This window comes from Pseudomonas sp. 57B-090624 (genome assembly GCF_003234055.1).
Classification (GTDB): domain Bacteria; phylum Pseudomonadota; class Gammaproteobacteria; order Pseudomonadales; family Pseudomonadaceae; genus Metapseudomonas; species Metapseudomonas tohonis.
The window spans coordinates 69,797-96,283 of record NZ_QKRU01000002.1; the positions used below are offsets into that span (position 1 = coordinate 69,797).

Below are 26,487 nucleotides of genomic sequence, written 5' to 3' on the forward strand. Positions count from 1 at the left end.
GCTTGTGGGGATGATCCTAGGGATTTGACATGAATAACTCAAATTCATATTTTTTATCCAATGGATTCCTACAAGGAATCGATAGCCCCGCAGTCGACCGCCACCCACGCGACCGCCCTCTCCCGCACACCCGCCGCCCACGCGGCCCGGAGCCCCAGCGCCATGGATCTCGCCAGCCTCAATGCCTTCATCGCCATCGCCGAAACCGGCAGTTTCTCCGAAGCCGGCGAGCGCCTGCACCTGACCCAGCCGGCGGTGAGCAAGCGCATCGCCTCCCTGGAGCAGCAACTGAACGTGCGCCTGTTCGACCGCCTCGGCCGCGAAGTGGGGCTGACCGAGGCCGGCCGCGCCCTGCTGCCGCGGGCCTACCAGATCCTCAATGTGCTGGACGATACCCGCCGCGCCCTCTCCAACCTGTCCGGCGACATCAGCGGCCGCCTGACCCTGGCCACCAGCCACCACATCGGCCTGCACCGCCTGCCGCCGCTGCTACGGGCCTTCACCCGCGCCTACCCGCAGGTGGCGCTGGACATCCAGTTCCTCGACTCCGAGGTCGCCTACGAGGAGATCCTGCACGGCCGCGCCGAGCTGGCGGTGATCACCCTGGCCCCGGAAACCGCGCTGCCGGTGCAGGCGGTGCCGGTCTGGGACGACGCCCTGGACTTCGTCGCCGCCCCGGAGCACCCGCTGGCCCGCGACAAGACCATCTTCCTCGCCGACGTGGCCAAGCATCCGGCGGTGTTCCCCGGCGGCAACACCTTCACCCACCACATCGTGCGGCGCCTGTTCGAGGCCGAGGGGCTGACGCCGAACATCGGCATGAGCACCAACTACATGGAGACCATCAAGATGATGGTTTCCATCGGCCTGGCCTGGAGCGTGCTACCGCGCACCATGCTCGACGAACAGGTGGTCCGCCTGCCGCTGCAGGACATCCAGCTGAGCCGCAAGCTCGGCTACATCCTGCACACCGACCGCACCCTGTCGAACGCTGCCAAGGCCTTCATGGCGCTGCTCGACGCCCAGCGCGATCACCTTGCGTAGTCCCCGAGGCTGGGGCTAACGTGAGCCGCATAACGATAAGAAAAGGCCCGCGCATGCCCTGTCCACCCCGCCCACTCCCACCCGTCCTCCCGCCAGATTGCAGTCACCGGACCGGAAGGGGCCGCCATGTCCAAGCCAACTGACCATCCGCCGCTGCCCTACATCCCCGCCCTCGACCCGGCCGAATTCGAGCAGAGCTGGCAGGACGTGCAACGCCTGCTCGCCGCCCTCAATGGCGCACGCCTGGGTGCCTGGGACTGGGACATCGCCAGCGGTCGGGTCAACTGGTCGCGCGGTGCGCAGGCGCTGTTCGGCCTGGACCCCAAGCGCCCGCTGCGTACCCAGGTCGACTACATCGAGCTGATTCCCGAGGAGGACCGCGCCGGGGTCCTGGAACTCTTCGCCCGCGTGCTTTCCGGCGCCCACCCCGAGCGCGCCTTCCGCCACCGCATCCGCTGGCCCGACGGCAGCCTGCACTGGCTGGAGATCAGCGGCAGCCCGCAGCAGGATGCCGATGGCCGCAAGCGCATCATCGGCGTGATCCGCGACGTGACCGAGCAGCAGGAACGCGCCGAGGCCCTGGAGAACTCCCAGCGGCGCTTCTCCAGCCTGTTCCACCTGAGCCCCGACGTGGTGCTGCTGGTGCGCATGGAAGGCAGCATCATCACCGAGGCCAACCAGCACTTCGAGAGCGTATTCGGCTGGCCGGCGGCCGAAGTGGTCGGCCGCAGCACGGCGGAGCTGGGCATCTGGGTACACCCGCAGCAACGCGAGCTGCTGTATCGCAGCCGCAGCGACTCGGAAGACCCCATCGTCCAGGAAGTCCAGTTGCGCACCCGCGACGAGCGCGTGCTCGACGGCGTGCTGTCCAGCCAGTTCATCGAACTGGAGGGCGAGTCCTTCCTCATCAGCACCTTCCTCGACACCACCGAGCGCAAGCGCGCCGAAGCCGCCCTGCGCACCAGCGAGGAAAAATTCTCCAAGGCCTTCCGCAGCACGCCCGATGCCGTGGTCATCACCGACCGCGAGACCGGCTGCTTCATCGAGGCCAACCCCGGCTTCCAGCGCCAGTTCGGCTGGGACGCCAGCGAGACGATCGGCCGCAGCTCCCTGGAACTGGGCATCTGGGTGCATGCCGGGCAGCGCCGCGAGATGCTCGAGGACTTCGACCGCCACGGCACCCTGGATGGCCTCGAAGTGCAACTGCGCGGCCGTGACGGCAGCGTCAGCACCAACCTGCTCTACGGCGACCAGATCCAGCTCAACGGCCGCACCTGCCTGGTGCTGACGGTGCGCGACATCACCCGCATGCGCGCCCAGGAACGCGCCCTCAAGGAGAGCCAGGAGCGCCTGGCCCTGGCCCTGGAGTCCGCCGACCTGGGCACCTGGGACTGGCACATCCCCAGCAGCTGCCTGTACGGCTCGGCGCGTGCCTCCGCCCTGCACGGGCTGGCGGCCGAGCCCTACGAGGGCGACTTCAAGAACTTCTTCAGCTTCGTGCCGCTGGAAGACCAGATGGCCATGCGCCAGGCCTACCAGGACCTGCTGACTGGCGTGACCAAGGACTACCAGTTCACCTACCGCTCGCGCTTCGCCAACGGTGAGATCCACTACCTGGAAAGCACCGCCAAGCTCTACCGCGACGAAGCCGGCGAGCCGCTGCGCATGGCCGGCATCCTCATCGACATCACCGAACGGGTACGCCGCGAGCAGCGCCTGGCGGCCTCGGAGGAGAAGTTCGTCACCCTGTTCCAGGCCAGCCCCGACCCCATCTGCGTGACCCGCGTGCGCGATGGCGCCTTCATCGAGATCAACCCCAGCTTCACCGAGGTGTTCGGCTGGCGACCGGACGAGATCGTCGGCCGCTGTGCGCCGGAGATCGCCTTCTGGGTCGACCTGCAGCAACGCGACCGCCTGTCACGCGAGCTGATGCGCGAGAAGGGCCTGGACAACGTCGAGGCCCAGTACCTGACCCAGGACGGACGGACGCTGACCTGCGTGGTGTCCAGCCGCTTCATCCGCGTCGACCGCCAGCTGTGCATCACCACCACCTTCCGCGACATCACCGAGCGCCAGCAGGCCGAGGCCGCCCTGAAGGCCAGCCAGGAGAAGTTCGCCAAGGCGTTCCACTCCAGCCCGGACGCCATCACCATCACCGAGCGCGACACCGGCCGCTACATCGAGGTCAACGAGGGGTTCTGCCGCCTCACCGGCTACAGCGCCGAGGAAGTCATCGGCCGCACCGCCCATGACCTGAACATCTGGGCCCGCCCCGAGGAGCGCCAGCGCCTGGTCGAGGTGATGCGCCGCGACGGCCGCGCGCACCACCTGGAGATGTCCGGCCAGCACCGCGACGGCACGCGCAAGGTGGTAGAGGTGTCGGTCGAGCAGATCGACCTGGACGGCAAGGCCTGCCTGCTGCTGACCGCCCGCGACATCAGTGCGCTGAAGGACGCCCAGGCGCAGATCCAGCACCTGGCCTACCACGACCCGCTGACCAACCTGCCCAACCGCGCGCTGCTGATGGACCGCCTGACCCAGCAGATCGCCCTGCTCAAGCGCCACAAGCTGCGTGGCGCCCTGCTGTTCCTCGACCTCGACCACTTCAAGCACATCAATGATTCACTCGGCCACCCGGTGGGCGACTCGGTGCTCAAGATGGTCACCGCGCGCCTGGAAGCCAGCGTGCGCCTGGAAGACACCGTGGCGCGCCTGGGCGGTGACGAATTCGTCGTGCTGCTCACCGGCCTGGAGGGCAAGCGCTCGGAAGTGACGCGCCAGGTGCGGCAGATCGCCGACAAGCTGCGCAAGCTGCTGGCCGAGCCCATGCTGCTGGACGGCCACCACCTGCAGGTGACGCCGAGCATGGGCGTGGCGCTGATCCCCGATCACGGCGAGACACCCGCCGACCTGCTCAAGCGCGCCGACATCGCCCTGTATCGGGCCAAGGACTCCGGGCGCAATGCCATCCAGCTGTTCCGCGCGACCATGCAGGAGGCCGCCAGCGAGCGCCTGCGGCTGGAGAACGACCTGCGCCTGGCGCTGGTGCGCGGCGAGTTCGAGCTGCACTTCCAGCCCCAGGTGGATGCCCGGGACAACCGCGTGATCGGCACCGAGGCCCTGCTGCGCTGGAAGCACCCGACGCTCGGCCCGCAATCGCCGGCGCAGTTCATCCAGGTGCTGGAGGAAAGCGGCCTGATCGTCGAAGTGGGCAGCTGGGTGCTGGCCGAAGCCTGCCGCGCCTGCGGGCAACTGTTGGCCGAGGGGCTGGCCAACGCCGACGACTTCAGCCTGTGCGTGAACATCAGCCCGCGGCAGTTCCGCCAGAGCGACTTCGTCGAGCGCATCGAGAAGAGCCTGGCCGATACCAACCTGCCGCGCAGCATCCTCAAGCTGGAGATCACCGAAGGCATCGTCATCCAGAACCTCGACGACACCATCGGCAAGATGCGCCGCCTGAAGAAGCTCGGCGTCAGCTTCGCCATGGACGACTTCGGCACCGGCTATTCGTCGCTGACCTACCTCAAGCGCCTGCCGGTGGATGTGCTGAAGATCGACCAGTCATTCGTCCGCGACGCCACCAACGACCCCAACGACGCCGAGATCATCCGCGCCATCGTCGCCATGGCGCGCAGCCTGGGGCTGGGCATGGTGGCAGAGGGGGTGGAGCAGCAGGAGCAACTGGACTTCCTCGAGCAGCAGGGCTGCCACCTGTACCAGGGCTACCTGTTCAGCAGGCCGGTGCCGCTGGACGAGTTCCGCGCGCTGCTGGCCAGGAACCGCCAACAGGGCTGAGCGCCAGCCGCCCCAATGAGAAAGGGCGCCCTGGGGCGCCCTTTCTCGTGCCGCTTGCGCGTCGGATCAGTTTTCCAGCACCGGACGGGTGCCGTTGATCGGGATGCGCTTGGGCTTGGCCTCTTCCGGCACGATGCGTACCAGGTCGATGTTCAGCAGGCCGTTCTGCAGCCCCGCGTTACGCACCTCGATGTGGTCGGCCAGGCGGAACGACAGCTTGAAGGCGCGCTGGGCGATGCCCTGGTGCAGGTAGGTCACGCTTTCGGCGCCGTTATCGCGCTTGCCGCCGCTGACGGTCAGTACGCCGCGCTCGACATGCAGCTCCAGGTCGTCTTCCTGGAAGCCGGCCGCAGCGACCACGATGCGGTACTGGTCGTCACCGTGCTTCTCGACGTTGTAAGGCGGGTAGGTGCTGCCGCTCTCGTTGCGCAGGGCCGATTCGAACAGGTCGTTGAACCGGTCGAAGCCTACGGAATGGCGGAACAGCGGAGCGAGGGAAAATGCGCTGGTCATGACAATCTCTCCTGAATAATCAGCAAGGTCTAAAGTCGCGGGACCCGACTTCGGCATCCCGCATTCCCCTAGATAGGGATGCCGGAAATGATTTCAAGGCCCCCCCTTCCACGGAGGATTCATGCACAAGGTCATGCTGATCACCGGCGCCAGCCGGGGCATAGGCGCCGCCACGGCGCGCCTGGCGGCAGCGCGTGGCTACGCGCTGTGCATCAACTACCGGCAGCGCAGGGACGCCGCCGAGCGACTGGTGGCGGAGATCGAACACCAGGGCGGCCGGGCCATCGCCGTGGCGGCGGATGTCGCCGACGAGCGGCAGGTGGCAGAGCTGTTCGCCACCCTCGACCGCGAATTCGGCCGCCTCGACGTACTGGTGAACAACGCCGGGATGCTCGAGCGCCAGGCACGCCTGGAGGAGATCGACGGCGCCCGGCTGCTGCGGGTCTTCGGCGCCAATGTATTCGGCAGCTTCCACTGCGCCCGCGAGGCGATCCTTCGGCTGTCCACCCGCCACGGCGGACGAGGCGGATCGATCATCAACCTCTCCTCCATCGCCGCCCGCCTGGGTGCACCCAACGAGTACGTCGACTATGCGGCGGCCAAGGGCGCCATCGACGCGATGACCGTGGGGCTGGCGAAGGAACTGGCGAGCGAAGGGGTCCGCGTGAACGCGGTGAGGCCGGGGGTGATCCGCACCGACATCCATGCCAGCGGCGGGGAGCCGGGACGGGTCGAGCGGGTCGCCGCCAGCGTGCCCATGGGGCGGGGCGGCGAAGCGGAGGAAATCGCCAATGCCATTCTCTGGCTGGCCAGCGACGAGGCCTCCTACACCACCGGCGCGCTGCTGGACGTCAGTGGCGGCCGCTGAGCAGTCCGAGTCGCAGGTTGGCGCCGAGCGCAGCGAGGCCCGACGAGACTGCCTGGCGTTGTGCTTCGTGCCTCGGGCGTAGCCCGGGCTTCAGAGCGGGACGGCGACGGAACCGGCAAAGCGCATCAGGCCGCCGCGAACTCCCGCTCCAGGCTCGGCATGCCCAGCAGGGCATCGATGCGCGAGCAGTCGCTTTCCCGGCGGATCTCGGTGAACAGCACCACGGCTTCCGGGTAGGTGCGGGTGAGCATGCCCAGCCACTGCTTGAGGCGCCCCGGTGCGTAGCGCGGGGCGAGCTTGCGCCGCGCCTGGCGCCAGAAATCACGCAGCAGCGGCTGGAACTCCTCCCAGCTCATCTCCTCCGGCGTCGCGCCATCACGCACGGCGGCGATCTGCCGGGCCAGACCGGGGCGCGAAACCAGCCCACGGCCGAGCATGATGTCCTCGACGCCACTGACTTCACGACAGCGCCGCCAGTCATCCAGGGTCCAGACCTCGCCATTGGCGAACACCGGCACCTTGACCACGTCCTGTACCCGCGCCACCCATTCCCAGTGGGCCGGCGGCTTGTAGCCCTCCACCTTGGTGCGGGCGTGCACCACCAGTTGCGAGGCGCCGCCTTCGGCCAGGGCCAGGGCGCAATCGAGCGCGCCATCGGGGCTGTCGAAGCCCAGGCGCATCTTCGCCGTCACCGGGATGGCCGCCGGCACCGCGCGACGCACGCCACTGACGATGGCATGCAGCAACTCGGGCTCCTTGAGCAGCACGGCACCGCCACGGGACTTGTTCACCGTCTTGGCCGGGCAGCCGAAGTTGAGGTCGATCACCGGCGCGCCCAGCTCGCAGGCGTAGGCCGCGTTCTCCCCCAGGCACACCGGGTCGGAACCCAGCAGTTGCACACGCATCGGCGTACCGGCACGGGTGCGCGACCCACTCTCCAGCTCGGGGGCGAGCTTCTGGTAGGTACTGGCGGGCAACAGGCGGTCGCAGACGCGGATGAACTCGCTGACGCACCAATCGATGCCACCCACGCGGGTCAGCACGTCACGGAGAATCTCGTCGACCAGGCCCTCCATGGGCGCCAGGGCGATTTGCATAGGGGAAGCCTTGGAAAAATGGGCGCGTAGTGTAAGCGCGGAGCAGCCCGGCGCAGAATCCTCCCGACGAAAACAGCGGGAGCAAGCCGCGCCCCGGTGCAGTCGAACCGGTAAGCCTCAGGAAAAGGAATGGCCGATGAAAAAGATCCGACCCACCCTGCTCTGCCTGGCTCTCGGTGGCCTGGCACCCCTCGTGAACGCGGCCGGCGCACTGGAAGGCCAGTTGCAGCCGGCCCCCGACTCGCTGGCGGAACTGGTGGTCAGTCGCGACGAGAATGCGGCCAATGCCTGCGAGGTCGGCCTCTACCTGCAGGACGAGCTGGTGGCGCAGATTTCCGCCGGGCAGGCCGTCAGCCTGAGCGTGCCGGCCGGCGAGATGACCCTGAACGTGGCGCAGAGCCCTTCCGGCTACTGCGCCGGCAACCTCACCGGGCGCCCGCAGTCGGTTCTGATCCAGCCCGGCGAGCGACGGCACCTGCGCATCGTGCAGAACCCGACCGAGCTGTTCCTGTCGCCCGCGGTGGACTGAACGGGCCCGCTCAGAGCTCCAGGGCGAACGGCGGCATCAAGGCACGGCCGTAGCCTTCGATGAACTCGGGCGGCATGCGTTTGGGCCGACCGCTGGAAAGCTCGATGCAGACGAAGGTGGTCTTCGCCCGCAGTAGCGTGGCGCCATCTTCGGGACGGATCAGCTGGAAGCGCCGGTCCATCTTCAGGCGCTGGTCGGATTCGACGATCCAGGTGGCCATCTGCAGCTCCTGGTCCTCGTAGGCGGCGGCAAGGTAGTCGATCTCGTGGCGCACCACGGCCATGGCACGGTCCAGCCGGCGGTATTCGACCAGGTCCAGGCCCAGGCTCTGGGAGTGGCGCCAGGCGCAGCGCTCCAGCCAGCTGACGTAGACGGCGTTATTGGCGTGGCCGAGGCCGTCGATGTCATCGGCGACAACCTTGATGTCGATGACGAAGGGGGTGGGCAGGTCCCAGTTCATCAGGCGTGCTCCGAGCTGCTGGCCAGTTCACGGGCTTCGGCGGCGAGTTGGGTGATCTGGTCCCAGGCGCGGGCGCGGATCAGGCTCGACGGCGCGATCCAGGTGCCGCCGACGCAGGCGACGTTGGGCAGTTGCAGAAAGCCTTGCAGGTTGTCCGGCGTCACACCGCCGGTGGGACAGAAGCGGATGCCGGTGAAGGGGCCCTTGAAGCTCTTGAGCATCTTCACGCTGGCGTTGCCATTGGCCGGGAACAGCTTCAGCGAGCGGTAGCCATACTCCAGCGCCAGCAGCACTTCCGAAGGCGTCATCACCCCGGGCAGGTAGGGCAGGCCGGAATCCTCGGCAGCGGCCGCCAGGCGCTCGGTGCAGCCGGGGCTGACGGCGAAGTGGGCACCGGCATCGCGGGCTTCGAGGAACTGCTCGGTATGGATCAGCGTGCCCGCCCCCACCAGCAGGTCCGGGAATTCCTTGCGGATCGCCGCCACCGCATCCAGGGCCCGTGGCGTGCGCAGCGTCACCTCCAGCACCTCGATCCCACCGGCAGCGAGGGCGCCGGCCAGGTCCAGGGCCAGCCCGGTGTCCTCGATGACCAGCACCGGAAGGACGGGGCGCGCCCGCTGCAGCACCACATCCATAGTCAGGCTCATTTGCATCTTTCCCCTTGATTCGTGCCTCCGGCCCCGCGCTCGGGTCCGGACTTGATTCGCCCCGGCGACCATGCCCGGGCCGCCGTCGGTGGCGCGCAACAGACATGGACCTTGGAAGCGCAGCATCGGCGGCAGGTCACCGACCAGCGGTGGGCCACCGACGCATTCCATAGGCGAATCTTCCTGCACCCGGCGGCTGTCGCCAAGCCCGCCGTGCAATGGGAAAGGCTCAGGCGCTGGCGCGCAGGCCTACTTCGTCGAACAGCTGCAACACCGCCTTCACCAGGCGCGGGTCCGCCAGCACCCGCTGATGGCCACCGCCCTCCAGGCGCAGCAGCTGGCTGCCGAACCAGGCTTCGTGGATACGCCCGGCTTCGGCGGCGGGCACCAGGGGATCATCCTCCGCATGAGCCACCAGGCCGGGCATGCCGAGCCGGTAGTGCTGCACGTCGAGGTCCGCAGCGGGGATGCCGGCGTGATCCTCGACCCGCTTGATGAACTGCTCGCCCGCCCGGGGCGGCAAGCCGATGAAGCGGGCGAAGCCGCGCAGCATGCCGAGAATGCGGCTGGGGGCGGCCACCGTGACCAGGGCCCGGGGCCGCAACCCCAACTGGATGGCCAGCATGGCGCTGGCACCGCCCATGGAGTGGCCGATCACGCCGTGCAGCGGCGGCAGGTCCTCGGCGGCTTCGAGCAGCGCGCGGGCGAAGAGCACGATGTTCGCCTCGCGCCCCGGAGAACGGCCGTGAGCAGGTGCATCGAGGGCGATCACGCCGTAGCCGGCCTGCACCAGCGCGTCGATCAGGCTGGCGAACTGGGTCGGGCGTCCTTCCCAGCCGTGCATCAGCAACACGGTCGGGCCGCTGCCCCAGCGCAGGGCGGAAAGGCCGAAGCGCAGGGTGATGCGCTCGGCGCGCTCGAGCCAGGGCAGCTCCCAATCGCGAGGCGTGGTGTCGCGCGGCGTCATGAAGCGCCGCCGGGCCCGGTCGGCGACGTGCCGGGGCGCGACCCGGCCGACAGTGGCGTTGAATCCTCGAAGCAGGTCCAGGCTGTTCATCTCGTTTCTCCTAGATCACCGCCGTACGGGCGGCACGCAGTATCCGGTCCGACAACTCGCCGGCTCCCAGGGCGCGGGCAAGGGCCAGGCCACCCACCATCAGGGCGATGTCGGCCAGGGCCTTGTCGCCATCCTCCGGCGTACCGGCCAGGTCGGCAGCGAGCAGTTCGAGGTGCTCGGCCAGCATCAGTTGATAGGGCTCGGCATTGCGCGCCACTTCGCCGAGGGAACCGGGAAGCGGGCAGCCACGATCAGTGCTGTCGCGATGCCTGCGCGAGAGGTAGAAGGCCGCCGCCAGGGTGCGCCGGTCCTGTGGCGCCAGTGCGGAATCGAGCTGGCGCATCTGCTGGCGCCGCTCCCGCAGCAGCTCACCGAACGCCTCCGCCATCAAGGCTTCCTTGCTGTCGAAATGGGTATAGAAACCACCCACCGTGAGCCCGGCCGCCGCCATCACGTCGCTGACGCTAGGCTCCAGCGGCCCCCGGGCGAACAGCGCCCTGCCCGCTTCGGCGAGGATGCGCTTGCGTGTCTGGGTGCGTTTGTCGCTCATGACGGCCTCCCGTGGAATGACGGATATAATATTATATCCGTCATCCAATTTGGCAAGCCGATACGCGTGCCGCCCGTCGTGGGCCGGGAGGCAAGTGAATGAGGGTGGGCGGATGTTGCGGAAGAGGAAAAACAAAAGGGCCACCCCATGACGGAATGACCCTTGAAAACCCCGCAGAGCGGGAAAAGTGGCGTCCCCTAGGGGACTCGAACCCCTGTTACCGCCGTGAAAGGGCGGTGTCCTAGGCCACTAGACGAAGGGGACTTTGAACCTTCGAAAAGCAAGGCCAGCCTTGCGGCTGGCCTTAATTCGATGCGCTGGGCATCTGATTTGGTGGAGCTAGACGGGATCGAACCGTCGACCTCTTGCATGCCATGCAAGCGCTCTCCCAGCTGAGCTATAGCCCCGAAACCTTCTCGGTGCGCGACCGGCCTTGTGGCTGTCGCTGCTGGAAAGTGGCGTCCCCTAGGGGACTCGAACCCCTGTTACCGCCGTGAAAGGGCGGTGTCCTAGGCCACTAGACGAAGGGGACTTAACCTTCGTGGAACCGCAACCATGGCTGCGAATCCCGGCAATTTGGTGGAGCTAGACGGGATCGAACCGTCGACCTCTTGCATGCCATGCAAGCGCTCTCCCAGCTGAGCTATAGCCCCACGAACAACGCTGGAACATCTCACGTCGCTTTCGAGTTCGTCGTGAGAACGGGGCGCATACTAAGGGCGCCCCTGAAGGCTGTCAACAAAATTTTTCCACAGGATCGAAAAATTTTCATCGCAAGAACAATCACTTACCGGATTCCGCGAGAAGCGCCCATGCTCCGCTGCCGCCGAGCCAACCCGCTGCCCTTCCCAAGAGATGAAAAGGCCCGCACGAGGCGGGCCTGCTGGAAGCGGGATCACTCAGCCAGGAATGGCGTCGCGGATCTTTTCCCACTCCTTGGTTTCCTTCTTCGACGCACCGCCCAGGAGCTCCAGCGCCTGGCGCAGGCGGAAGCGGGTGAGGTCGGCGCCGAGTACCTCCATGGCATCCAGCACGGAGACGGAGCTGGCCTGGCCGGTGATGGCCGGGAACATCAGGGGCATCACGTCACGCAGCTTGAGTTCCAGGTGTTCGGCGACGGCCTGGATGCAGGCGGTGATGCGCTCCTTCTCCCACTGGCGCAGTGATTCCAGCTTCCACAGCACCAGTTGCATGACCTGGCGAACCTGGTCGGGCGACAGCTTCTTGTGCTCGAACAGCTTGGCGTCCAGCGGCAGCGCGCCGGCGAAGAAGAAGCCAGCCAGCGGGGCGATCTGGCTGAAGGTCTCGACCCGGCCCTGCACGTGGGGGGCGATCTTCATCAGGTAGTCGGGATTGAGCGCCCACTTCTGCACCTCGGCGGCGAAACGCTCCACCGGCAGCTCGCGGATCCACTGGCCGTTGAGCCAGGAGAGCTTCTCCAGGTCGAAGATCGGCCCCCCCAGGGACACGCGCGACAGGTCGAAGTGCTCGATCATCTCCGCCAGGGAGAACTTCTCGCGCTCGTCCGGCATCGACCAGCCCATGCGGCCGAGGTAGTTGAGCATCGCCTCGGGCAGGTAGCCCATGCGCTCGTAGAAGGTGATGGAGGTCGGGTTCTTGCGCTTGGAGAGCTTGCTCTTGTCCGGGTTGCGCAGCAGCGGCATGTAGCAGAGCACCGGCTGCTCCCAGCCGAAGTACTCGTACAGCTTGATCAGCTTGGGCGCCGAGGGCAGCCACTCTTCGCCGCGCAACACATGGGTGATGCCCATGAGGTGGTCATCGACCACGTTGGCGAGGAAGTAGGTCGGCAGGCCATCGGTCTTCATCAGCACCTGCATGTCCATGCGATCCCACGGGATCTCGACATTGCCGCGGAGCATGTCCGGCACCACGCAGACGCCCTCGGTGGGCATCTTCATGCGCACGACATGGGGCTCGCCGGCGGCGATGCGCTTGTCCGCCTCTTCGCGGCTCAGGTCGATGCAGTGGCCGTCGTAGCGCGGGGTTTCCTTGCGCTCGGTCTGCTCGGCGCGCAGCTTGTCCAGGCGCTCGGCGGTGCAGAAGCAGGGGAAGGCGTGGCCCTTGTCCACCAGTTCCTGGGAGTACTTCTTGTAGATCTCGCCGCGCTCGCTCTGCCGATACGGACCGTGGGGACCGCCGACGTCGGGGCCCTCGTCCCACTCGATGCCCAGCCAGCGCAGGGCGTCGAAGATCTGCTGCTCCGACTCGCGGGTGGAGCGGAGCTGGTCGGTGTCCTCGATGCGCAGGATGAACTGGCCACCGTGCTGACGGGCGAAGCAGAGGTTGAACAGGGCTATATAGGCGGTGCCGACGTGCGGATCGCCAGTGGGCGACGGCGCGATGCGGGTACGGACAGTGGTCATGGCGGGTCCTGGTACGGAGGAACGGTCAAAGGCGCGATGTTAGCAGGGGCGCAGCTGCGGGCTCCAGCCACTGGCTGCGATCGATCGGCAGGCTGGCCATGAGGAAATCGAGGAAGGCCTTCACCTTCATCGCCTGGAAGCGCCGGGAAGGATAGACGGCGTAGATCACGCCGCTGGGCAGCTGCACACCGGGCAGCAGCTCGACCAGCTCGCCACGGCGTACCGCGTCCTCGGTGATCATCAGCGGCAGCGAGGCGATGCCCGCCCCGCCCAGCACGGCCTCGCGGGCGAAGGTGATGTTGTTGCAATGCAGCACGCGCTGGCAGGGCACGCTTTCATCGAGCAGCGGCCAGTATCGCTGGGGGTCATGGGGCAGGAGCACGGCGCGGTGCTCGGCCAGGGCCTGGACATTGCGCGGCGTGCCATGGGCCGCCAGGTAGGCGGGGCTGGCGCAGAGACGACGGCCATTCTCGAACAGCTTGCGGGCGATCAGGGTGGAATCCTGTGGCTGCCCGACCATGATGGCGATGTCGACGCCCTCCTCCAGCGGGTCCACGTCCCGCGAGGTGATCTCCACCTCGGCGGTGATCTGCGGGTACTGGCTCATGAAGTCGCCCAGCACCCTGCCGAGGAACAACTGGCCGAACTCGATGGGCGCGGTGATGCGCAACAGGCCGGAGGGTTCCTACTGCAACTGCATGACCGCCTGCTCGGCCTCGGCGAAGTCGACCATGATCTGCCGGCAACGCTCGTAATAGGCCTGGCCGACCTCGGTCAGCCGCAGCTTGCGCGTCGTGCGGTTGAGCAGGCGTACGCCCAGGCGCTCTTCCAGCAAGGCGATGCGCCGACTGACGGTGGATTTCTGCATGCCCAGGCTATGGGCGGCCTGGGTGAAGCTGTGCAACTCCACCACACGGGTGAAGATCAGGGCGTCATCCAGACCCATTATTGTTCCCCATAAGCAACAAAGTTTATGAAGTGTACTGGCTATTTGCCTGACTGGAACAGTGCTAGATTTCCGCCTTTCCGCCCGCACTTCGAGCCTCTGGAATGCCTGCCAAACTGCAACGTCGCCTGTTCATTTTCATCGCCCTGCTGGTCCTCGTCGTGGGCGGTTTCTTCCTGCACTGGCTGCTGGTGGGGCGCTTCCTGGAAACCACTGACAACGCCTATGTCCAGGGCGAGATCACCCGGGTCTCCAGCCAGCTCGGCGCGCGTATAGAAGAAGTGCTGGTGGGCGACAACCAGCATGTGAAGAAAGGCGACCTGCTGGTGCGCCTGGAGGCCGAGGACTTCAAACTGGCGCTGCAACGCGCGCAGGCCACCCTGGCCACTCGCGAGGCGGAGCTGGCCCAGTCGCGCAGCAAGCTCACCCAGCAGGACAGCATGATCGCCGCCAGTGAGGCCGACGTTGCCGCCAGCCAGGCGACCCTGGGCCGCACCCAGATCGACCTGTCCCGCGCGCAGACCCTGCGCAAACCGGGCTATGTCTCCGAAGAGCGCGTCACCACACTGTCCGCCGACTCCCGCGTGGCCCGCTCCCAGGTGGCCCGCGCCGAAGCCGACCTCAAGGCCCAGCGCGTGCAGACCGATGCGCTGCGTGCCGACGTGAAGCGCCTGGAGGCACAGATCGCCAATGCCCGCGCCGATATCGCCCAGGCTGAGCTGAACCTGACCCGTACCGAAATCCGCGCCCCCATCGACGGCATGGTCGGCCAGCGCGCCGCGCGCAACGGCCAGTACGTGCAGGTCGGCGCCCACTTGATGTCGCTGGTCCCGGACCAGGACATCTGGGTCCAGGCCAACTTCAAGGAAACCCAGATCGAGCATATGCAGCCAGGGCAAAAGGCCGAGCTGGTGTTCGACAGCTTCCCCAATACGCCCATCGAGGCGAAGGTCGAGAGTCTGTTCGCCGCCTCCGGCGCCCAGTTCAGCCTGCTGCCACCGGACAACGCCACCGGCAACTTCACCAAGGTGGTGCAGCGCATCCCGGTGAAGCTGACCTTCGAGCGCGACAACCCGCTCAAGGGCCGCATCCGCCCCGGCATGTCGGTGCTGGTGAAAGTCTCCATCAAGCTGGATGACTGACGGTGGCCGGTGACGCCCTGATCCGCCCGACCGGCGAGCCCAGCCGGCGCGACTGGATCGCCGTGATGAGCGCCATGCTCGGCGCCTTCATGGCAGTGCTGGACATCCAGATCACCAACTCCTCGCTGAAGGACATCCAGGGCGCGCTTTCGGCCACCCTGGAGGAAGGCTCGTGGATCTCCACGTCCTACCTGGTGGCGGAGATCATCATGATCCCGCTCACCGCCTGGCTGGTGCAGGTGCTCTCGGCACGCCGCCTGGCGGTCTGGGTCTCCCTGGGTTTCCTCGCCTCCTCCCTGCTCTGCTCCATGGCCTGGAGCCTTGAAAGCATGATCGTGTTCCGCGCCATGCAGGGCTTCACCGGCGGCGCGCTGATCCCCCTGGCCTTCACCCTGACCCTGATCAAGCTGCCCGAGCACCACCGGGCCAAGGGCATGGCGCTGTTCGCCATCACCGCCACCTTCGCGCCCTCGATCGGCCCGACCCTGGGCGGCTGGCTGACGGAGAACTTCGGCTGGGAATACATCTTCTACATCAACGTGCCGCCAGGCCTGCTGATGATCGCCGGGCTGATGTACGGCCTGGAGAAGAAGGCGCCTCACTGGGAACTGCTGAAGAGCACGGACTACGCCGGCATCCTCACCCTCGGCCTGGGCCTGGGCTGCCTGCAGGTGTTCCTCGAAGAAGGCCATCGCAAGGACTGGCTGGAATCGCAGCTGATCGTCGGTTTGGGCAGCATCGCCCTGGTGAGCCTGGTCCTCTTCGTCATCCTGCAGACCTCGCGGCCCAACCCGCTGATCAACCTGGGCATCCTCAAGAACCGCAACTTCGGCCTGTCGAGCATCTCCAGCGTCGGCCTGGGCATGGGGCTCTACGGCTCGATCTACGTGCTGCCGCTGTACCTGGCGCAGATCCAGGGCTACAACGCGCTGCAGATCGGCGAGGTGATCATGTGGATGGGCGTGCCGCAGCTGTTCCTCATCCCGCTGGTGCCCAAGCTGATGAAGATCATCTCGCCGAAGCTGCTCTGCGCCCTGGGCTTCGGCCTGTTCGGCGCCGCCAGCTTCGCCTCCGGGGTGCTCAACCCGGATTTCGCTGGCCCGCAGTTCAACCAGATCCAGATCATCCGCGCCCTGGGCCAGCCCCTGGTGATGGTGACCATCTCGCTGATCGCCACGGCCTACATCCTGCCGCAGGACGCGGGTTCGGCGTCCAGCCTGTTCAACATCCTGCGCAACCTCGGTGGCGCCATCGGCATCGCCCTGCTCGCCACCCTGCTGGATAGCCGCGCCAAGGTGTATTTCGACTACCTGCGCGAGTCCCTGGTACCGAGCAACCCGCAGGTGGCCGAGCGCCTGGCCCTGCTTGGCGAGAAGCTCGGCAGCGACCAGGCGGCACTGGCCAAGCTCAGCGAGATCGCCCATCAGCAGGCAGCGATCATGGCGTACAATGACGCCTTCCATTTCATCGGCATCGCACTCGGCATCAGCATGATCGCCGTGCTGCTGACCCGTTCCCTGCCCGCTGGCGCCACCGGCGGCGCCGCTCACTAACCCCGCGCACCGCCTGGAGCGGCGCGTTCCGCCTCAGGCCTCGCATGTCCAGCATCAACCCGAGAACCCGCGCCCTCCTCCTCGTCGGCGCCTTCGCCCTCATCTACATCGGCTGGGGCACCACCTACCTGGCCAATCACTTCCTCCTGCGCGAGCAGCCACCGTTCGTCATCGCCACGCTGCGCTTCCTCTTCGCCGGCCTGCTGGCCCTCGCCTGGGTGCTGTTGCGTGGCCAGGCCAAGGTGCAGCGCAGCGACCTGGGCAGCGCTTTCATCGGCGGGGTGATGCTGATCGCCGTCGGCCAGGGCGCACTGATCTATGCCAACCAGTACCTGCCGACCGGCATGCTGGCGATGCTCTACACCACGCTGCCACTGTGGAGCGTGGCACTGGAATGGCTGCTGGACGAGCGCCCGCCACTCTGGGTGCTCTGCGGGTTGGCGGTGGCCAGCGGCGGCATCCTGCTGTTGATGGGCAACGGCCTGGGCGAGAACCCGGGTTTCGAGCAGTGGTTCGCCGGCGCGCTGGTGGTGACGGCCACATTGCTCTGGGCCGTCGGCGCCTGGCTGCTGCGCAAGCGCGGGCCGTTCCGCTCCAGCTGGATGGGGCTGGCCATGCAGATGCTGGTGGGCACCGCGCTGCTGGCCGGCTTCGGCCTGTGGCGCGGAGACTGGCAGGGCTTCGAGCTGGGGCACCTGTCCCCGGGCGGCTGGCTGTGGCTGGCCTACCTGGTGCTGCCGGTGAGTCTCGGCGTCTACCCCGCCTACTTCTGGCTGCTGCGCGAAGTGCGCCCGAGCCTGGTATCGACCTTCGCCTTCGTCAACCCGGTGGTCGCGCTCCTGTTGGGCTACCTGATCCTCGACGAGCGCCTGAGCGTCACGGCGCTGCTGGCCTGCCTGGCAACCCTGGGCGGGGTGATGATGATCATCTTCGGACGCCGCTGAAAAACGACGTCGTGATGTAAAAAGGGCGCCTGATGGCGCCCTTTCCATTCACACCTGCAGCAGCCTGTCACGGAGCTTCTGGATCTCGTCACGCAGCTGCGCGGCGGCCTCGAACTCCAGGTCGCGGGCCAACTGGTACATCTTCTCTTCCATCTGGCGGATGCGCTTGGTGATCTCGCTCGGCGAGCGCAGCTCCGCCTCGTAGCGGGCGTTTTCCTCCGCCGCCTTGGCCATCGCCTTGCGCTTGTTGCTGCGCGAGCCCGGCACGGTGGCACCTTCGAGAATGTCCTGGACGTCCTTCTGCACGCCCTTGGGGACGATGCCGTTGGCTTCGTTGAAGGCGATCTGCTTGTTGCGGCGACGCTCGGTCTCGTCGATGGCGCGCTGCATCGAGCCGGTGACGTTGTCGGCGTAGAGGATGGCCTTGCCATGCAGGTTGCGCGCGGCCCGACCGATGGTCTGGATCAGCGAGCGCTCGGAACGCAGGAAGCCCTCTTTGTCGGCGTCGAGGATGGCCACCAGCGAAACCTCGGGCATATCCAGGCCCTCGCGCAGCAGGTTGATGCCCACCAGCACGTCGAAAGCGCCGATGCGCAGGTCACGGATGATCTCCACCCGCTCCACCGTGTCGATGTCCGAGTGCAGGTAGCGCACCCGAACGTCATGGTCGGACAGGTAGTCGGTGAGGTCCTCGGCCATGCGCTTGGTCAGGGTGGTGACCAGCACGCGCTGTTCGACGGCGACACGCTTGCGGATCTCCGACAGCAGGTCGTCGACTTGCGTCGTGGCCGGACGCACCTCGATCTCCGGGTCCACCAGGCCGGTCGGACGCACCACCTGCTCGACGACGCGCCCGGCATGCTCGGCCTCGTAGGGCCCAGGCGTCGCGGAAACGAAGATGGTCTGCGGGCTGACCGCCTCCCATTCGTCGAAGCGCATGGGCCGGTTGTCCAGCGCCGACGGCAGGCGGAAGCCGTACTCCACCAGGTTTTCCTTGCGCGAACGGTCGCCCTTGAACATCGCCCCGACCTGCGGAACGCTGACGTGCGATTCGTCGATCACCAACAGCGAGTTCGCCGGCAGGTAGTCGTAGAGGGTGGGCGGCGCCTGGCCGGGCTCACGACCGGAAAGATAGCGGGAGTAGTTCTCGATGCCGTTGCAATAGCCCAGTTCGAGGATCATCTCCAGGTCGAAACGGGTGCGCTGCTCCAGGCGCTGGGCTTCCACGAGCTTGTTGTTGCTGCGCAGGTAGTCGAGGCGCTCCTTGAGCTCCTCCTTGATCTTCTCCACCGCACCGAGGATCACCTCACGCGGCGTCACGTAGTGGCTCTTGGGGTAGAAGGTGAAGCGCGGCAGCTTGCGGATCACCTCGCCGGTCAGGGGATCGAAGGCGGAAAGACTCTCCACCTCGTCGTCGAACAATTCGACGCGGATCGCCTCCAGATCGGATTCCGCCGGGAAGATGTCGATCACATCGCCCCTGACACGGAAGGTGGCGCGGGCGAAGTCCATGTCGTTGCGGGTGTACTGGAGGTCGGCCAAGCGGCGCAGCAGCGCACGCTGGTCGATCTTGTCGCCCCGGTCCAGGTGCAGAACCATGCGCAGGTACGACTGGGGGTCGCCCAGGCCGTAGATCGACGAAACCGTGGCGACGATGATGGCGTCGGAACGCTCCAGCAGGGCCTTGGTCGCAGACAGGCGCATCTGCTCGATGTGGTCGTTTATCGATGCGTCCTTCTCGATATAGGTGTCCGAGGACGGTACGTAGGCCTCGGGCTGGTAATAGTCGTAATAGGAGACGAAATACTCGACGGAGTTGTTCGGGAAGAATGCCTTGAACTCGCCATAGAGCTGGGCGGCGAGCGTCTTGTTCGGCGCCAGCACGAGCGTCGGACGCTGCACCTGGGAGATGACATTGGCGATGCTGAAGGTCTTGCCCGAACCGGTCACCCCCAGCAGCGTCTGGTGCGACAGACCGGCTTCCAGGCCCTCGACCAACTGACGGATGGCCTCAGGTTGGTCGCCGGCCGGCTGGAAGCGGGTGACAAGTTGAAACTCTGACATGTCTGACCTCGGCAAAAGGATGTGACACCCGCCCGCGGGCAGCGTCAAACCAGGCGAAAAGCTAGCGTACGATGTCGCCGCACGCGACCTTGGCCGCTATAATACCGGCCCGATTGCGCAACCCCAATGCACGATGCTCGCGGGGTTGCCAGGCCTCCAACTTCCCCTCCTCTCGAGCAGCCGCATCATGAGTCTGTTTTCTGCCGTCGAAATGGCTCCGCGCGACCCGATCCTGGGCCTTAACGAAGCATTCAACGCCGATCCCCGCCCGACCAAGGTCAACCTTGGCGTGGGCGTCTACTACAACGAACAGGGCCGTATCCCGCTGCTGCGCGCCGTTGCCGAGGCCGAGAAGGCCCGCATCGAAGCCCACGCACCGCGTGGCTACCTGCCGATCGAAGGCATCGCCGCCTATGACCAGGCCGTGCAGAAGCTGCTGTTCGGTGCCGACTCGGCGCTGATCGCGGACGGCCGCGTCATCACCACCCAGGCGGTCGGGGGCACCGGGGCCCTGAAGACCGGCGCCGACTTCCTCAAGCGCTTGCTGCCTGACGCCGTTGTCGCCATCAGCGACCCGAGCTGGGAAAACCACCGGGCGCTGTTCGAGTCCGCCGGTTTCCCGGTGCAGAACTATCGCTACTACGACGCCGCCACCCATGGCGTGAATCGTGCCGGCATGCTCGAAGACCTCAAGGCCCTTCCTCCTCGTTCGATCGTCGTGATGCACGCCTGTTGCCACAACCCGACGGGCGTCGATCTGAACCTTGATGACTGGAAAGCCGCACTGGAAGTGTTGCGCGAGCGTGAGCACGTTCCCTTCCTCGATATCGCCTACCAGGGCTTCGGTGACGGCATAGAAGAAGACGCGGAAGCGGTGCGCCTGTTCGCACAATCCGGCCTGAACTTCTTCGTCTCCAGCTCCTTCTCCAAGTCGTTCTCGCTTTACGGCGAGCGCGTTGGCGCCCTGTCCATCGTCACCGGCTCAAGCGACGAAGCCAGCCGAGTGCTGTCGCAAGCCAAGCGCGTGATCCGTACCAACTACTCCAACCCGCCGACCCACGGCGCCACGGTAGTGGCATCGGTGCTCAACAGCCCCGAACTACGTGCCCTGTGGGAAGAGGAACTGGGCGAGATGCGCCAGCGCATCCGCAGCATGCGCCTGGCGATGGTCGAGCAACTGGCCGCCTTCGGCGCCAAGCGCGACTTCAGCTTCGTCGCCCGCCAGCGCGGCATGTTCTCCTACTCCGGCCTCACCGCCGAGCAGGTCGAGCGCCTGAAGAACGAGTTCGGCATCTACGCCGTCAGCACCGGGCGCATCTGCGTCGCAGCACTGAACAACGGCAACCTGGAAAGCGTGACCCGCGCCATCACCCAGGTACTGTGAAAAAAGCGGGAGAAGCTCAAGCCAGGTGCTTGACTTCTCCTTCTTAATCAGTAGGATACGCGTCGTTGTTCCGCGATAGCTCAGTCGGTAGAGCAAATGACTGTTAATCATTGGGTCCCTGGTTCGAGTCCAGGTCGCGGAGCCAAATTCAAAAGCCCTCGGCACATGCCGGGGGCTTTTTTGTTTAAGCACCCGGACTCTCAGCAGGGGCTTCGTCCCCGGTTGTTCGGGACCTTCGGGACCGCGCTGAAGCGCGTTCGGCTTTGCCGTCGAGCCTCGGCTACCACTCCATCCGCCACAGCAGAAACAAAAAGACCGGCCTAAGCCGGTCTCTTCTGGTTACTCGAGTCAGTCGATACTGAGTAGATCACGGTTGGCTTCCAGGGTCTTCGCACCGATCCCTTTCACTTGAAGCAGGTCATCGATCGAAGTAAAAGCACCGTTGGCTTCACGGTAGGCGGCGATTGCCTTGGCCTTCATCTCGCCAACCCCAATCATGCCCTCCTGCAACGCAACGGCATCTGCCTTGTTGATATTGATCTTGCCTGCTGCAGCCTTGTGAGCCACAGCAGCGGAAGCATCGCTTTTTGGTGGAGCCTCCACCGCGACAGCAACACCGGTGAAACCAAACAGCATAAGAAGCAGGGGTAGGATCCGTATCAGAGTCATTGTTCTCTCCATGTAACTAGCTTAAAGCGGAGCTTATTTGCACCGCCGGTTCAAGCTAGCCCCTAGACAAAGGTGACTCAATTGCACGCTGCTGATAGATCCAGTCAACAATTTCCCCTTCTGGGATGTAGCCGTTAACGGTAGTCCGTAGGATCTGACGAACCTCTTTGTAGTCATCCCGTTCGACGGCGCTGAACAAGCGCTCGAGCACAGACTTGAAGTCCTCCCAGGGCAGATGCTCTTCGTTCGCTCGCATGATCATCGGGTGATCGGTAGGGCTAACGTTCTCACCGATCAGAAGCTCCTCATAGAGTTTCTCGCCTGGGCGTAACCCAGTGAACTCGATGGCGACATCTCCATTGGGATTGCCGTCGTTACGAATACTAAGGCCGGAGAGGTGGATCATCTTCTCCGCAAGCTCGGCGATCTTCACCGGCTGCCCCATATCCAGCACGAATACATCACCGCCCAGCCCCATCGATCCTGCCTGGATGACGAGCTGAGCAGCCTCGGGAATGGTCATGAAATAGCGCGTGATGTTGGGGTGAGTAACTGTGACCGGCCCACCCTGCTTGATCTGCTCGCGGAACAACGGAATAACAGAGCCAGACGAGCCCAGCACGTTCCCAAAGCGGACCATGGTGAAGCGCGTCTTGTTGACTTGGTTAACGCCCGTGCTGTCACCCAGCAAGACAGGCGCCGCCTCGCGACTCAGCGCCTGAAGCACCATCTCGGCAAGGCGCTTGGTGCTTCCCATGACATTGGTGGGACGCACGGCCTTGTCTGTGGAGATCAATACGAAGTGCTCAACGCCGGCCTGGATAGCGGCCTCCGCAGTATTCAGACTACCCAGCACATTGTTGAGCACACCTTCCGCGACATTGTGCTCAACAATGGGGACGTGTTTATAAGCAGCTGCATGATAGACAGTGCCAACCCTCCAGGTACGCATGACATCCAGCAGGCGATCGCTGTTACGGATGGAACCGAGGATCGGCAGCAAGCGCACAGGCAACCCGTGGGAGCGAACACGCCGCTCCAGCTCCGTATGGATACTGTAGAGATTGAATTCACTGTGCTCGAAAAGGATCAGCGTCTCGGGATTGCAGCTAAGAATCTGCCGGCAAAGCTCAGAGCCAATAGAACCACCAGCTCCCGTGACCATCACTGCCTGGCCACGAATGCAACGCTCGAACAAATCAACCCGAGGCGGTACCGAGTCACGCCCGAGCAGGTCGGCGATATCTACCTCCTGCAGATCACTGACACTGACGCGGCCGCTAGCAAGGTCCATAAACCCCGGGACGGTACGAACATGAACCGGGTACATTTCTAACGAAGCAAGGATCTCACGGCGACGCTGCCGAGTAAGGGACGGAATCGCAAGTAATATTTGCTTTGTATTTGTGCGCTCAATCATCAAGGGGATATCACCCGACCTATAAACCTTCAAGCCCGCGATTACACGATTTACAAGCCCTTCGTCGTCGTCAATGAAAGCAACAGGGCGCATGGCTCTTCCCATGCGCAGCGCTGCAGCCAATTGATTACCGGCCGACCCCGCACCGTAGATCGCTACAGTTGGCAAAGAGTCTTCTGGTTGAAAAAAACCTATGCGGGTATCACCAAAGAGCGTTCCGATAAAATACTGGCGCATGAGCAAACGCAATCCACCAATAAAGCATAGAGAGAGCCACCAGTAGATGAAAACGACAGAGCGCGGCATCAGCTCATCGGGTCTGATCAAGTAGATGATAACAGCTAGCAATAAAGCCGAGAGACTGACCGCGTTGAATATAGTTATCAGCGCGCTTGCACCGAAATAGCGAAGTACGGCGCGATATAGACCGAAATTTATAAAAAGCGGGATAGCTGTGATTGGAGCGGCCATGAAAAGCCAGAGATACTCACCAAAGGGATTTATAATACCGCCACTGCCTAGACGAATTAAAAAAGACAGCCAAAGAGCCAACCAGATCAACAAAGCATCAACTACTACCTGTAGCGCTCTTTTACGTTGCCTCGAAAGCAGCAGCAGGCGACTCCGAAGATCGTCGCTTGCCCCCTTCACTGCAATACTCCCTGCAGTAGAAAACTCATACCGTCACCTTATTTTCCAGCACTAAATTTTAGCCAAAAACAAACTAAAGGAAGATATGCAACAATCACCCCCCAAAAACCATCAAGAACTTCAAGCACAACAAAACTGGCCATAGGTAATAGCCAAAACACATTAATTAGTGCAACTCCAAACGTAACAGGAACATGGCTACCGAAGCGTCGACTTGCATACTGATAGGCGTGACTACGATGAGCCTCGTATATTTTATCCCCTCGCAGCAACCTACGCACTAGAGTCAGTGTCGCATCAGAAATAAAAACACCAAGCAAGATAAGCCAACCCAGAAAAAGATCTGAGTTGAGCCACCCGAAATACAATGATAAAAGCGCCAACAAAATGCCTAAAAACCCGCTACCAGCATCCCCCATAAAAATGAAAGCACGAGGAAAATTCCAAAGCATGAAGCCTAAAACCGCAGCAGATAAGAGAAGCGGATAAATTGCTAGTAAAGGCTCACTCTTTAGGTAGAGAAGCACCCCTCCCCCTACACATGCACAGATAGCCTGGACACTTGCAATACCATTGATACCATCCATAAAATTATATAGATTAAGCATCCATACCAAATAAATCAGAGCTAAAACCTGACCAATCAAACTCGGCTCAAACTGGAACCCCATTAAACTTATTGGAGGCACCCCACCTAACCAGTAAAGCCCCCACGCGGCAGCAATAAAATGCCCTAACAAACGCCATCGAGCGGGGACATGACCGTGATCATCAAGAAGACCTATCAAAGCAGTGAACAAACCTGCGCCAAAGAGAGAAAGCAGTAACCCGGCGTCAACATAATCGACATAGGAGAGAAAAATAAGACCAAATAAAAAACAAATTACAAAAGACACCCCTCCCCCTCTTGGAGTAGGCACTTGATGAGAACTTCTTGCATTTGGGATATCAACCAAACGCTTCGATAAAGCGTACTGCCTTAACAGCCCCGTCAGAAGAAAAGCCAATAGGGCCACAATCGGAAGTATATAAAAGGTAGTTGTCATACTAGCTATCTCTCAAAGAAAATCTCGAACAACCTTAGAAAGAGAGTTATCCACATTGTAAGGAGGCGTCCATCCCAAGAGTCTACGCGACTTATCAATGTCTACCTGCAGGGAGCCACACAACCGACGAGCTATTGCAGGCCTACCTAGCAAATTGGCTCCGGCTACTATAATAGACTCTGGAACCGTAAAGAGCATTGCAGGCTTTCCCATAGCCCTCCCCAAGCGGCTTAGTAACTGCGGAGTAGACAGATCTTCCCCGTCACTAACGAGAAATGCTTGACCAGCAGCAGCGGGGTGCTCAACACAAACCGAAATAAAATCCAGCAAATTATCTACAGAAACCAAACTTCGTTTATTATTTATTCCTTTAAGAGGCAAGGGCAAGTGCCATCTTAAGCATTTCATCAGCGCTAAGAAATTTGCTTTTACCCCGGGTCCATACATAAGGGGCGGACGAATAATCACCACCTCCATTCCCGTTTTAAGAGCAATATCTAAAAGCCCCTCTTCAGCTTCAAACTTAGAAACCCCATAAGGATCACAAGGTGCAGGTACCGAGTCGGCATTAAAAGGCGCATCAAAAGTCTCCTCGCCTAACACCTTGATTGAGCTTATATATATAAATCGACGAACTCCTGCCTCAACAGCAGCATTCGCTACATTTAGAGTCCCTTGAACATTGACTCGACGAAAAGCAGAAATTGCATTGTCAAGAGACTCATTCATCACATGCGCAAGAGCTGCAGAATGAATTACACAGTCGACGCCAACCAGCATCTCTGCAAAGTGATCAGTTACGATGTCGGATACTAATATATTTTGGCAATTTACTACTTTCGCGGTCGACTGAGTAGATCTATAAATTGCTCGAACACTGTAACCACTGCGGCTCGCAAAATATGGAACCAATGATCTCCCCAAAAATCCAGAGGCTCCAGTTATAAACAACTCAACCATGGGTTGGCCTTCTTATCAACTCCAAGAGCTTCATAGGCACTTTAGACATAACCATAAGCATATTTGTATAAATACCATTTGCTCGACAGGCTGCTACAATTTCCCTATTCAGTCGAATACTATTATAAACCCCTGATGTACTTATTCCCCCCTCGCGCATACAGACAAGTACCTGATCAACACGGCGATAGGATACTTTATTTATCAAAAGCCATCTAACAAACATCTCAAAATCAGATGAAATTTTATAGGCAAGGCTATAAAATCCAAAAGACTGGTAAACTTCACGTTTCACGAAAGTTGCTGGATGAGGCGGCATCCAACCGAAGCGCATTTTCCACGGGTGAAATCGGCGAGAAGAATAGAAACGCGTCACGCGAGAGCAATCATTCTCAGCAACAAATACAACATCGCCAAAAACCATATCTACCTCAGGACTCTCACTGAAGCTCGAAAGCACGCATGACAGGGATTGCTCTGAACGATAAAAATCATCAGAATTAAGCAGACCAACTATGTCTCCAGTTGCCAACTGGATACCCTTGTTCATCGCATCATAGATTCCCTTATCAGGCTCACTTATAAGTTTAGCAATTGAATCACGATAATCACTTAAAATTGAAAGCGTCTCATCCGTGGAGCCACCATCGACGACAATATACTCAACATCCACACCGACCTGCGATAGAACCGACTCAACTGCCTGCCTGATTGTAGCTTGACTATTAAAACAAACTGTAATTATAGATAACTTCAAAATTCAA

At 62.8% G+C, this 26,487-nt stretch carries 21 protein-coding genes, 5 tRNA genes and 1 pseudogene; 9 read left to right on the forward strand and 18 right to left on the reverse strand.

Features of this window, described 5'->3' with window-relative positions; translation table 11 throughout:
- The first annotated feature begins 162 nt into the window (after positions 1–162).
- Both DMX10_RS01475 and DMX10_RS01480 read left to right on the forward strand, forming a co-directional pair.
- Positions 163–1,044 (forward strand): LysR family transcriptional regulator, encoded by an 882-nt coding sequence (locus DMX10_RS01475; protein ID WP_111259524.1) that lies wholly within the window; start codon positions 163–165, stop codon positions 1,042–1,044.
- Positions 1,045–1,170: 126 nt separating this feature from the next.
- Positions 1,171–4,839 carry a PAS domain S-box protein gene (locus tag DMX10_RS01480; protein ID WP_111259435.1) on the forward strand — a complete coding sequence of 1,223 codons (3,669 nt, stop codon included), beginning with the start codon at positions 1,171–1,173 and terminating at the stop codon, positions 4,837–4,839.
- A 66-nt stretch (positions 4,840–4,905) separates the two neighbouring features.
- Here the strand turns inward: DMX10_RS01480 and DMX10_RS01485 are convergent, their stop codons facing one another.
- Entirely contained in the window at positions 4,906–5,352 is a 447-nt protein-coding gene (locus DMX10_RS01485) for an Hsp20 family protein (RefSeq protein WP_111259436.1), read from the reverse strand.
- Between the two features lie 121 nt (positions 5,353–5,473).
- Between DMX10_RS01485 and DMX10_RS01490 the strand changes: the two genes are divergently transcribed.
- Positions 5,474–6,220, forward strand: a complete 747-nt coding sequence (locus tag DMX10_RS01490) for an SDR family oxidoreductase (protein WP_111259437.1) — start codon at positions 5,474–5,476, stop codon at positions 6,218–6,220.
- Positions 6,221–6,345: 125 nt separating this feature from the next.
- Here the strand turns inward: DMX10_RS01490 and DMX10_RS01495 are convergent, their stop codons facing one another.
- Positions 6,346–7,317: a tRNA-dihydrouridine synthase gene (locus DMX10_RS01495; RefSeq protein WP_111259438.1), complete on the reverse strand. Its 972-nt coding sequence runs from the start codon at positions 7,315–7,317 to the stop codon at positions 6,346–6,348.
- A 136-nt stretch (positions 7,318–7,453) separates the two neighbouring features.
- Between DMX10_RS01495 and DMX10_RS01500 the strand changes: the two genes are divergently transcribed.
- The gene (locus DMX10_RS01500) at positions 7,454–7,846 is read left to right on the forward strand and encodes a hypothetical protein (RefSeq protein ID WP_111259439.1); all 393 of its coding nucleotides are present in this window, start codon (positions 7,454–7,456) and stop codon (positions 7,844–7,846) included.
- Positions 7,847–7,856: 10 nt separating this feature from the next.
- Here DMX10_RS01500 and DMX10_RS01505 read toward each other — a convergent pair whose 3' ends face one another.
- The 10 genes and pseudogenes from DMX10_RS01505 to DMX10_RS01550 form a co-directional block, all read right to left on the reverse strand.
- On the reverse strand, positions 7,857–8,306 hold the full coding sequence (locus DMX10_RS01505) for a thioesterase family protein (protein ID WP_111259440.1): 450 nt from the start codon (positions 8,304–8,306) through the stop codon (positions 7,857–7,859).
- Positions 8,306–8,953 (reverse strand): bifunctional 4-hydroxy-2-oxoglutarate aldolase/2-dehydro-3-deoxy-phosphogluconate aldolase, encoded by a 648-nt coding sequence (locus DMX10_RS01510; RefSeq protein WP_111259441.1) that lies wholly within the window; start codon positions 8,951–8,953, stop codon positions 8,306–8,308. The genes DMX10_RS01505 and DMX10_RS01510 overlap by 1 nt, the downstream gene beginning before the upstream one ends.
- Positions 8,954–9,182: 229 nt before the next feature.
- A complete protein-coding gene (locus tag DMX10_RS01515; protein ID WP_111259442.1) occupies positions 9,183–10,010 on the reverse strand; it encodes an alpha/beta fold hydrolase in 828 nt (275 codons plus the stop codon).
- Positions 10,011–10,020: 10 nt separating this feature from the next.
- Entirely contained in the window at positions 10,021–10,560 is a 540-nt protein-coding gene (locus DMX10_RS01520; RefSeq protein ID WP_111259443.1) for a TetR/AcrR family transcriptional regulator, read from the reverse strand.
- A gap of 188 nt (positions 10,561–10,748) precedes the next feature.
- Positions 10,749–10,824 (reverse strand) — tRNA-Glu (locus DMX10_RS01525).
- 67 nt (positions 10,825–10,891) lie between these two features.
- Positions 10,892–10,967: transfer RNA gene (locus tag DMX10_RS01530), tRNA-Ala, on the reverse strand.
- Positions 10,968–11,016: 49 nt separating this feature from the next.
- Positions 11,017–11,092, reverse strand: a tRNA-Glu gene (locus tag DMX10_RS01535).
- 45 nt (positions 11,093–11,137) lie between these two features.
- A tRNA-Ala gene (locus tag DMX10_RS01540) sits at positions 11,138–11,213 on the reverse strand.
- Positions 11,214–11,459: 246 nt separating this feature from the next.
- The gene (gltX, locus tag DMX10_RS01545) at positions 11,460–12,944 is read right to left on the reverse strand and encodes a glutamate--tRNA ligase (RefSeq protein WP_111259444.1); all 1,485 of its coding nucleotides are present in this window, start codon (positions 12,942–12,944) and stop codon (positions 11,460–11,462) included.
- 25 nt (positions 12,945–12,969) lie between these two features.
- A pseudogene (locus DMX10_RS01550) lies at positions 12,970–13,890 on the reverse strand (LysR family transcriptional regulator).
- 104 nt (positions 13,891–13,994) lie between these two features.
- Here DMX10_RS01550 and DMX10_RS01555 point away from each other — a divergent pair.
- The 3 genes from DMX10_RS01555 (at position 13,995) to DMX10_RS01565 (ending at position 17,529) form a co-directional block, all read left to right on the forward strand.
- Positions 13,995–15,032, forward strand: coding sequence for an HlyD family secretion protein (locus DMX10_RS01555; protein WP_111259445.1), 1,038 nt, complete (start codon positions 13,995–13,997; stop codon positions 15,030–15,032).
- Between the two features lie 62 nt (positions 15,033–15,094).
- The gene (locus DMX10_RS01560; RefSeq protein ID WP_178082909.1) at positions 15,095–16,585 is read left to right on the forward strand and encodes an MDR family MFS transporter; all 1,491 of its coding nucleotides are present in this window, start codon (positions 15,095–15,097) and stop codon (positions 16,583–16,585) included.
- 44 nt (positions 16,586–16,629) lie between these two features.
- Positions 16,630–17,529, forward strand: coding sequence for an EamA family transporter (locus tag DMX10_RS01565; RefSeq protein WP_111259447.1), 900 nt, complete (start codon positions 16,630–16,632; stop codon positions 17,527–17,529).
- Positions 17,530–17,577: 48 nt separating this feature from the next.
- Here the strand turns inward: DMX10_RS01565 and uvrB are convergent, their stop codons facing one another.
- Positions 17,578–19,593, reverse strand: coding sequence for an excinuclease ABC subunit UvrB (gene uvrB / locus DMX10_RS01570; protein ID WP_111259448.1), 2,016 nt, complete (start codon positions 19,591–19,593; stop codon positions 17,578–17,580).
- A 187-nt stretch (positions 19,594–19,780) separates the two neighbouring features.
- Here uvrB and DMX10_RS01575 point away from each other — a divergent pair, with 187 nt between their 5' ends.
- On the forward strand, positions 19,781–20,977 hold the full coding sequence (locus DMX10_RS01575; protein WP_111259449.1) for an amino acid aminotransferase: 1,197 nt from the start codon (positions 19,781–19,783) through the stop codon (positions 20,975–20,977).
- A 69-nt stretch (positions 20,978–21,046) separates the two neighbouring features.
- Positions 21,047–21,122: transfer RNA gene (locus DMX10_RS01580), tRNA-Asn, on the forward strand.
- Between the two features lie 203 nt (positions 21,123–21,325).
- On the opposite strand, the gene DMX10_RS01585 is transcribed toward DMX10_RS01580, so the two are convergent.
- Genes DMX10_RS01585 through DMX10_RS01605 form a run of 5 tightly spaced genes read right to left on the reverse strand, consistent with a single transcriptional unit; the run spans position 21,326 to position 26,480 of the window.
- Entirely contained in the window at positions 21,326–21,646 is a 321-nt protein-coding gene (locus DMX10_RS01585; RefSeq protein ID WP_256604741.1) for a ComEA family DNA-binding protein, read from the reverse strand.
- A 55-nt stretch (positions 21,647–21,701) separates the two neighbouring features.
- Positions 21,702–23,717: a nucleoside-diphosphate sugar epimerase/dehydratase gene (locus tag DMX10_RS01590; protein ID WP_111259450.1), complete on the reverse strand. Its 2,016-nt coding sequence runs from the start codon at positions 23,715–23,717 to the stop codon at positions 21,702–21,704.
- Between the two features lie 38 nt (positions 23,718–23,755).
- Positions 23,756–24,763 carry a glycosyltransferase family 4 protein gene (locus DMX10_RS01595; RefSeq protein WP_111259451.1) on the reverse strand — a complete coding sequence of 336 codons (1,008 nt, stop codon included), beginning with the start codon at positions 24,761–24,763 and terminating at the stop codon, positions 23,756–23,758.
- A gap of 12 nt (positions 24,764–24,775) precedes the next feature.
- A complete protein-coding gene (locus DMX10_RS01600; RefSeq protein ID WP_111259452.1) occupies positions 24,776–25,723 on the reverse strand; it encodes an SDR family oxidoreductase in 948 nt (315 codons plus the stop codon).
- Positions 25,716–26,480, reverse strand: a complete 765-nt coding sequence (locus DMX10_RS01605; protein ID WP_111259453.1) for a glycosyltransferase family 2 protein — start codon at positions 26,478–26,480, stop codon at positions 25,716–25,718. The genes DMX10_RS01600 and DMX10_RS01605 overlap by 8 nt, the downstream gene beginning before the upstream one ends.
- Between the last annotated feature and the right edge of the window lie 7 nt (positions 26,481–26,487).

Excerpts from the sequence above, each read along its gene's own strand:
- DMX10_RS01520 (WP_111259443.1), bottom strand. The coding sequence starts at position 10,560 with ATGAGCGACAAACGCACCCAGACACGCAAGCGCATCCTCGCCGAAGCG.
- DMX10_RS01565 (WP_111259447.1), top strand. The coding sequence starts at position 16,630 with ATGTCCAGCATCAACCCGAGAACCCGCGCCCTCCTCCTCGTCGGCGCC.
- gltX (WP_111259444.1), bottom strand. The coding sequence starts at position 12,944 with ATGACCACTGTCCGTACCCGCATCGCGCCGTCGCCCACTGGCGATCCG.
- DMX10_RS01505 (WP_111259440.1), bottom strand. The coding sequence starts at position 8,306 with ATGAACTGGGACCTGCCCACCCCCTTCGTCATCGACATCAAGGTTGTC.
- DMX10_RS01485 (WP_111259436.1), bottom strand. The coding sequence starts at position 5,352 with ATGACCAGCGCATTTTCCCTCGCTCCGCTGTTCCGCCATTCCGTAGGC.
- uvrB (WP_111259448.1), bottom strand. The coding sequence starts at position 19,593 with ATGTCAGAGTTTCAACTTGTCACCCGCTTCCAGCCGGCCGGCGACCAA.
- DMX10_RS01585 (WP_256604741.1), bottom strand. The coding sequence starts at position 21,646 with ATGACTCTGATACGGATCCTACCCCTGCTTCTTATGCTGTTTGGTTTC.
- DMX10_RS01490 (WP_111259437.1), top strand. The coding sequence starts at position 5,474 with ATGCACAAGGTCATGCTGATCACCGGCGCCAGCCGGGGCATAGGCGCC.
- DMX10_RS01555 (WP_111259445.1), top strand. The coding sequence starts at position 13,995 with ATGCCTGCCAAACTGCAACGTCGCCTGTTCATTTTCATCGCCCTGCTG.
- DMX10_RS01575 (WP_111259449.1), top strand. The coding sequence starts at position 19,781 with ATGAGTCTGTTTTCTGCCGTCGAAATGGCTCCGCGCGACCCGATCCTG.
- DMX10_RS01480 (WP_111259435.1), top strand. The coding sequence starts at position 1,171 with ATGTCCAAGCCAACTGACCATCCGCCGCTGCCCTACATCCCCGCCCTC.
- DMX10_RS01475 (WP_111259524.1), top strand. The coding sequence starts at position 163 with ATGGATCTCGCCAGCCTCAATGCCTTCATCGCCATCGCCGAAACCGGC.
- DMX10_RS01595 (WP_111259451.1), bottom strand. The coding sequence starts at position 24,763 with ATGACAACTACCTTTTATATACTTCCGATTGTGGCCCTATTGGCTTTT.
- DMX10_RS01495 (WP_111259438.1), bottom strand. The coding sequence starts at position 7,317 with ATGCAAATCGCCCTGGCGCCCATGGAGGGCCTGGTCGACGAGATTCTC.
- DMX10_RS01515 (WP_111259442.1), bottom strand. The coding sequence starts at position 10,010 with ATGAACAGCCTGGACCTGCTTCGAGGATTCAACGCCACTGTCGGCCGG.
- DMX10_RS01500 (WP_111259439.1), top strand. The coding sequence starts at position 7,454 with ATGAAAAAGATCCGACCCACCCTGCTCTGCCTGGCTCTCGGTGGCCTG.
- DMX10_RS01600 (WP_111259452.1), bottom strand. The coding sequence starts at position 25,723 with ATGGTTGAGTTGTTTATAACTGGAGCCTCTGGATTTTTGGGGAGATCA.
- DMX10_RS01510 (WP_111259441.1), bottom strand. The coding sequence starts at position 8,953 with ATGAGCCTGACTATGGATGTGGTGCTGCAGCGGGCGCGCCCCGTCCTT.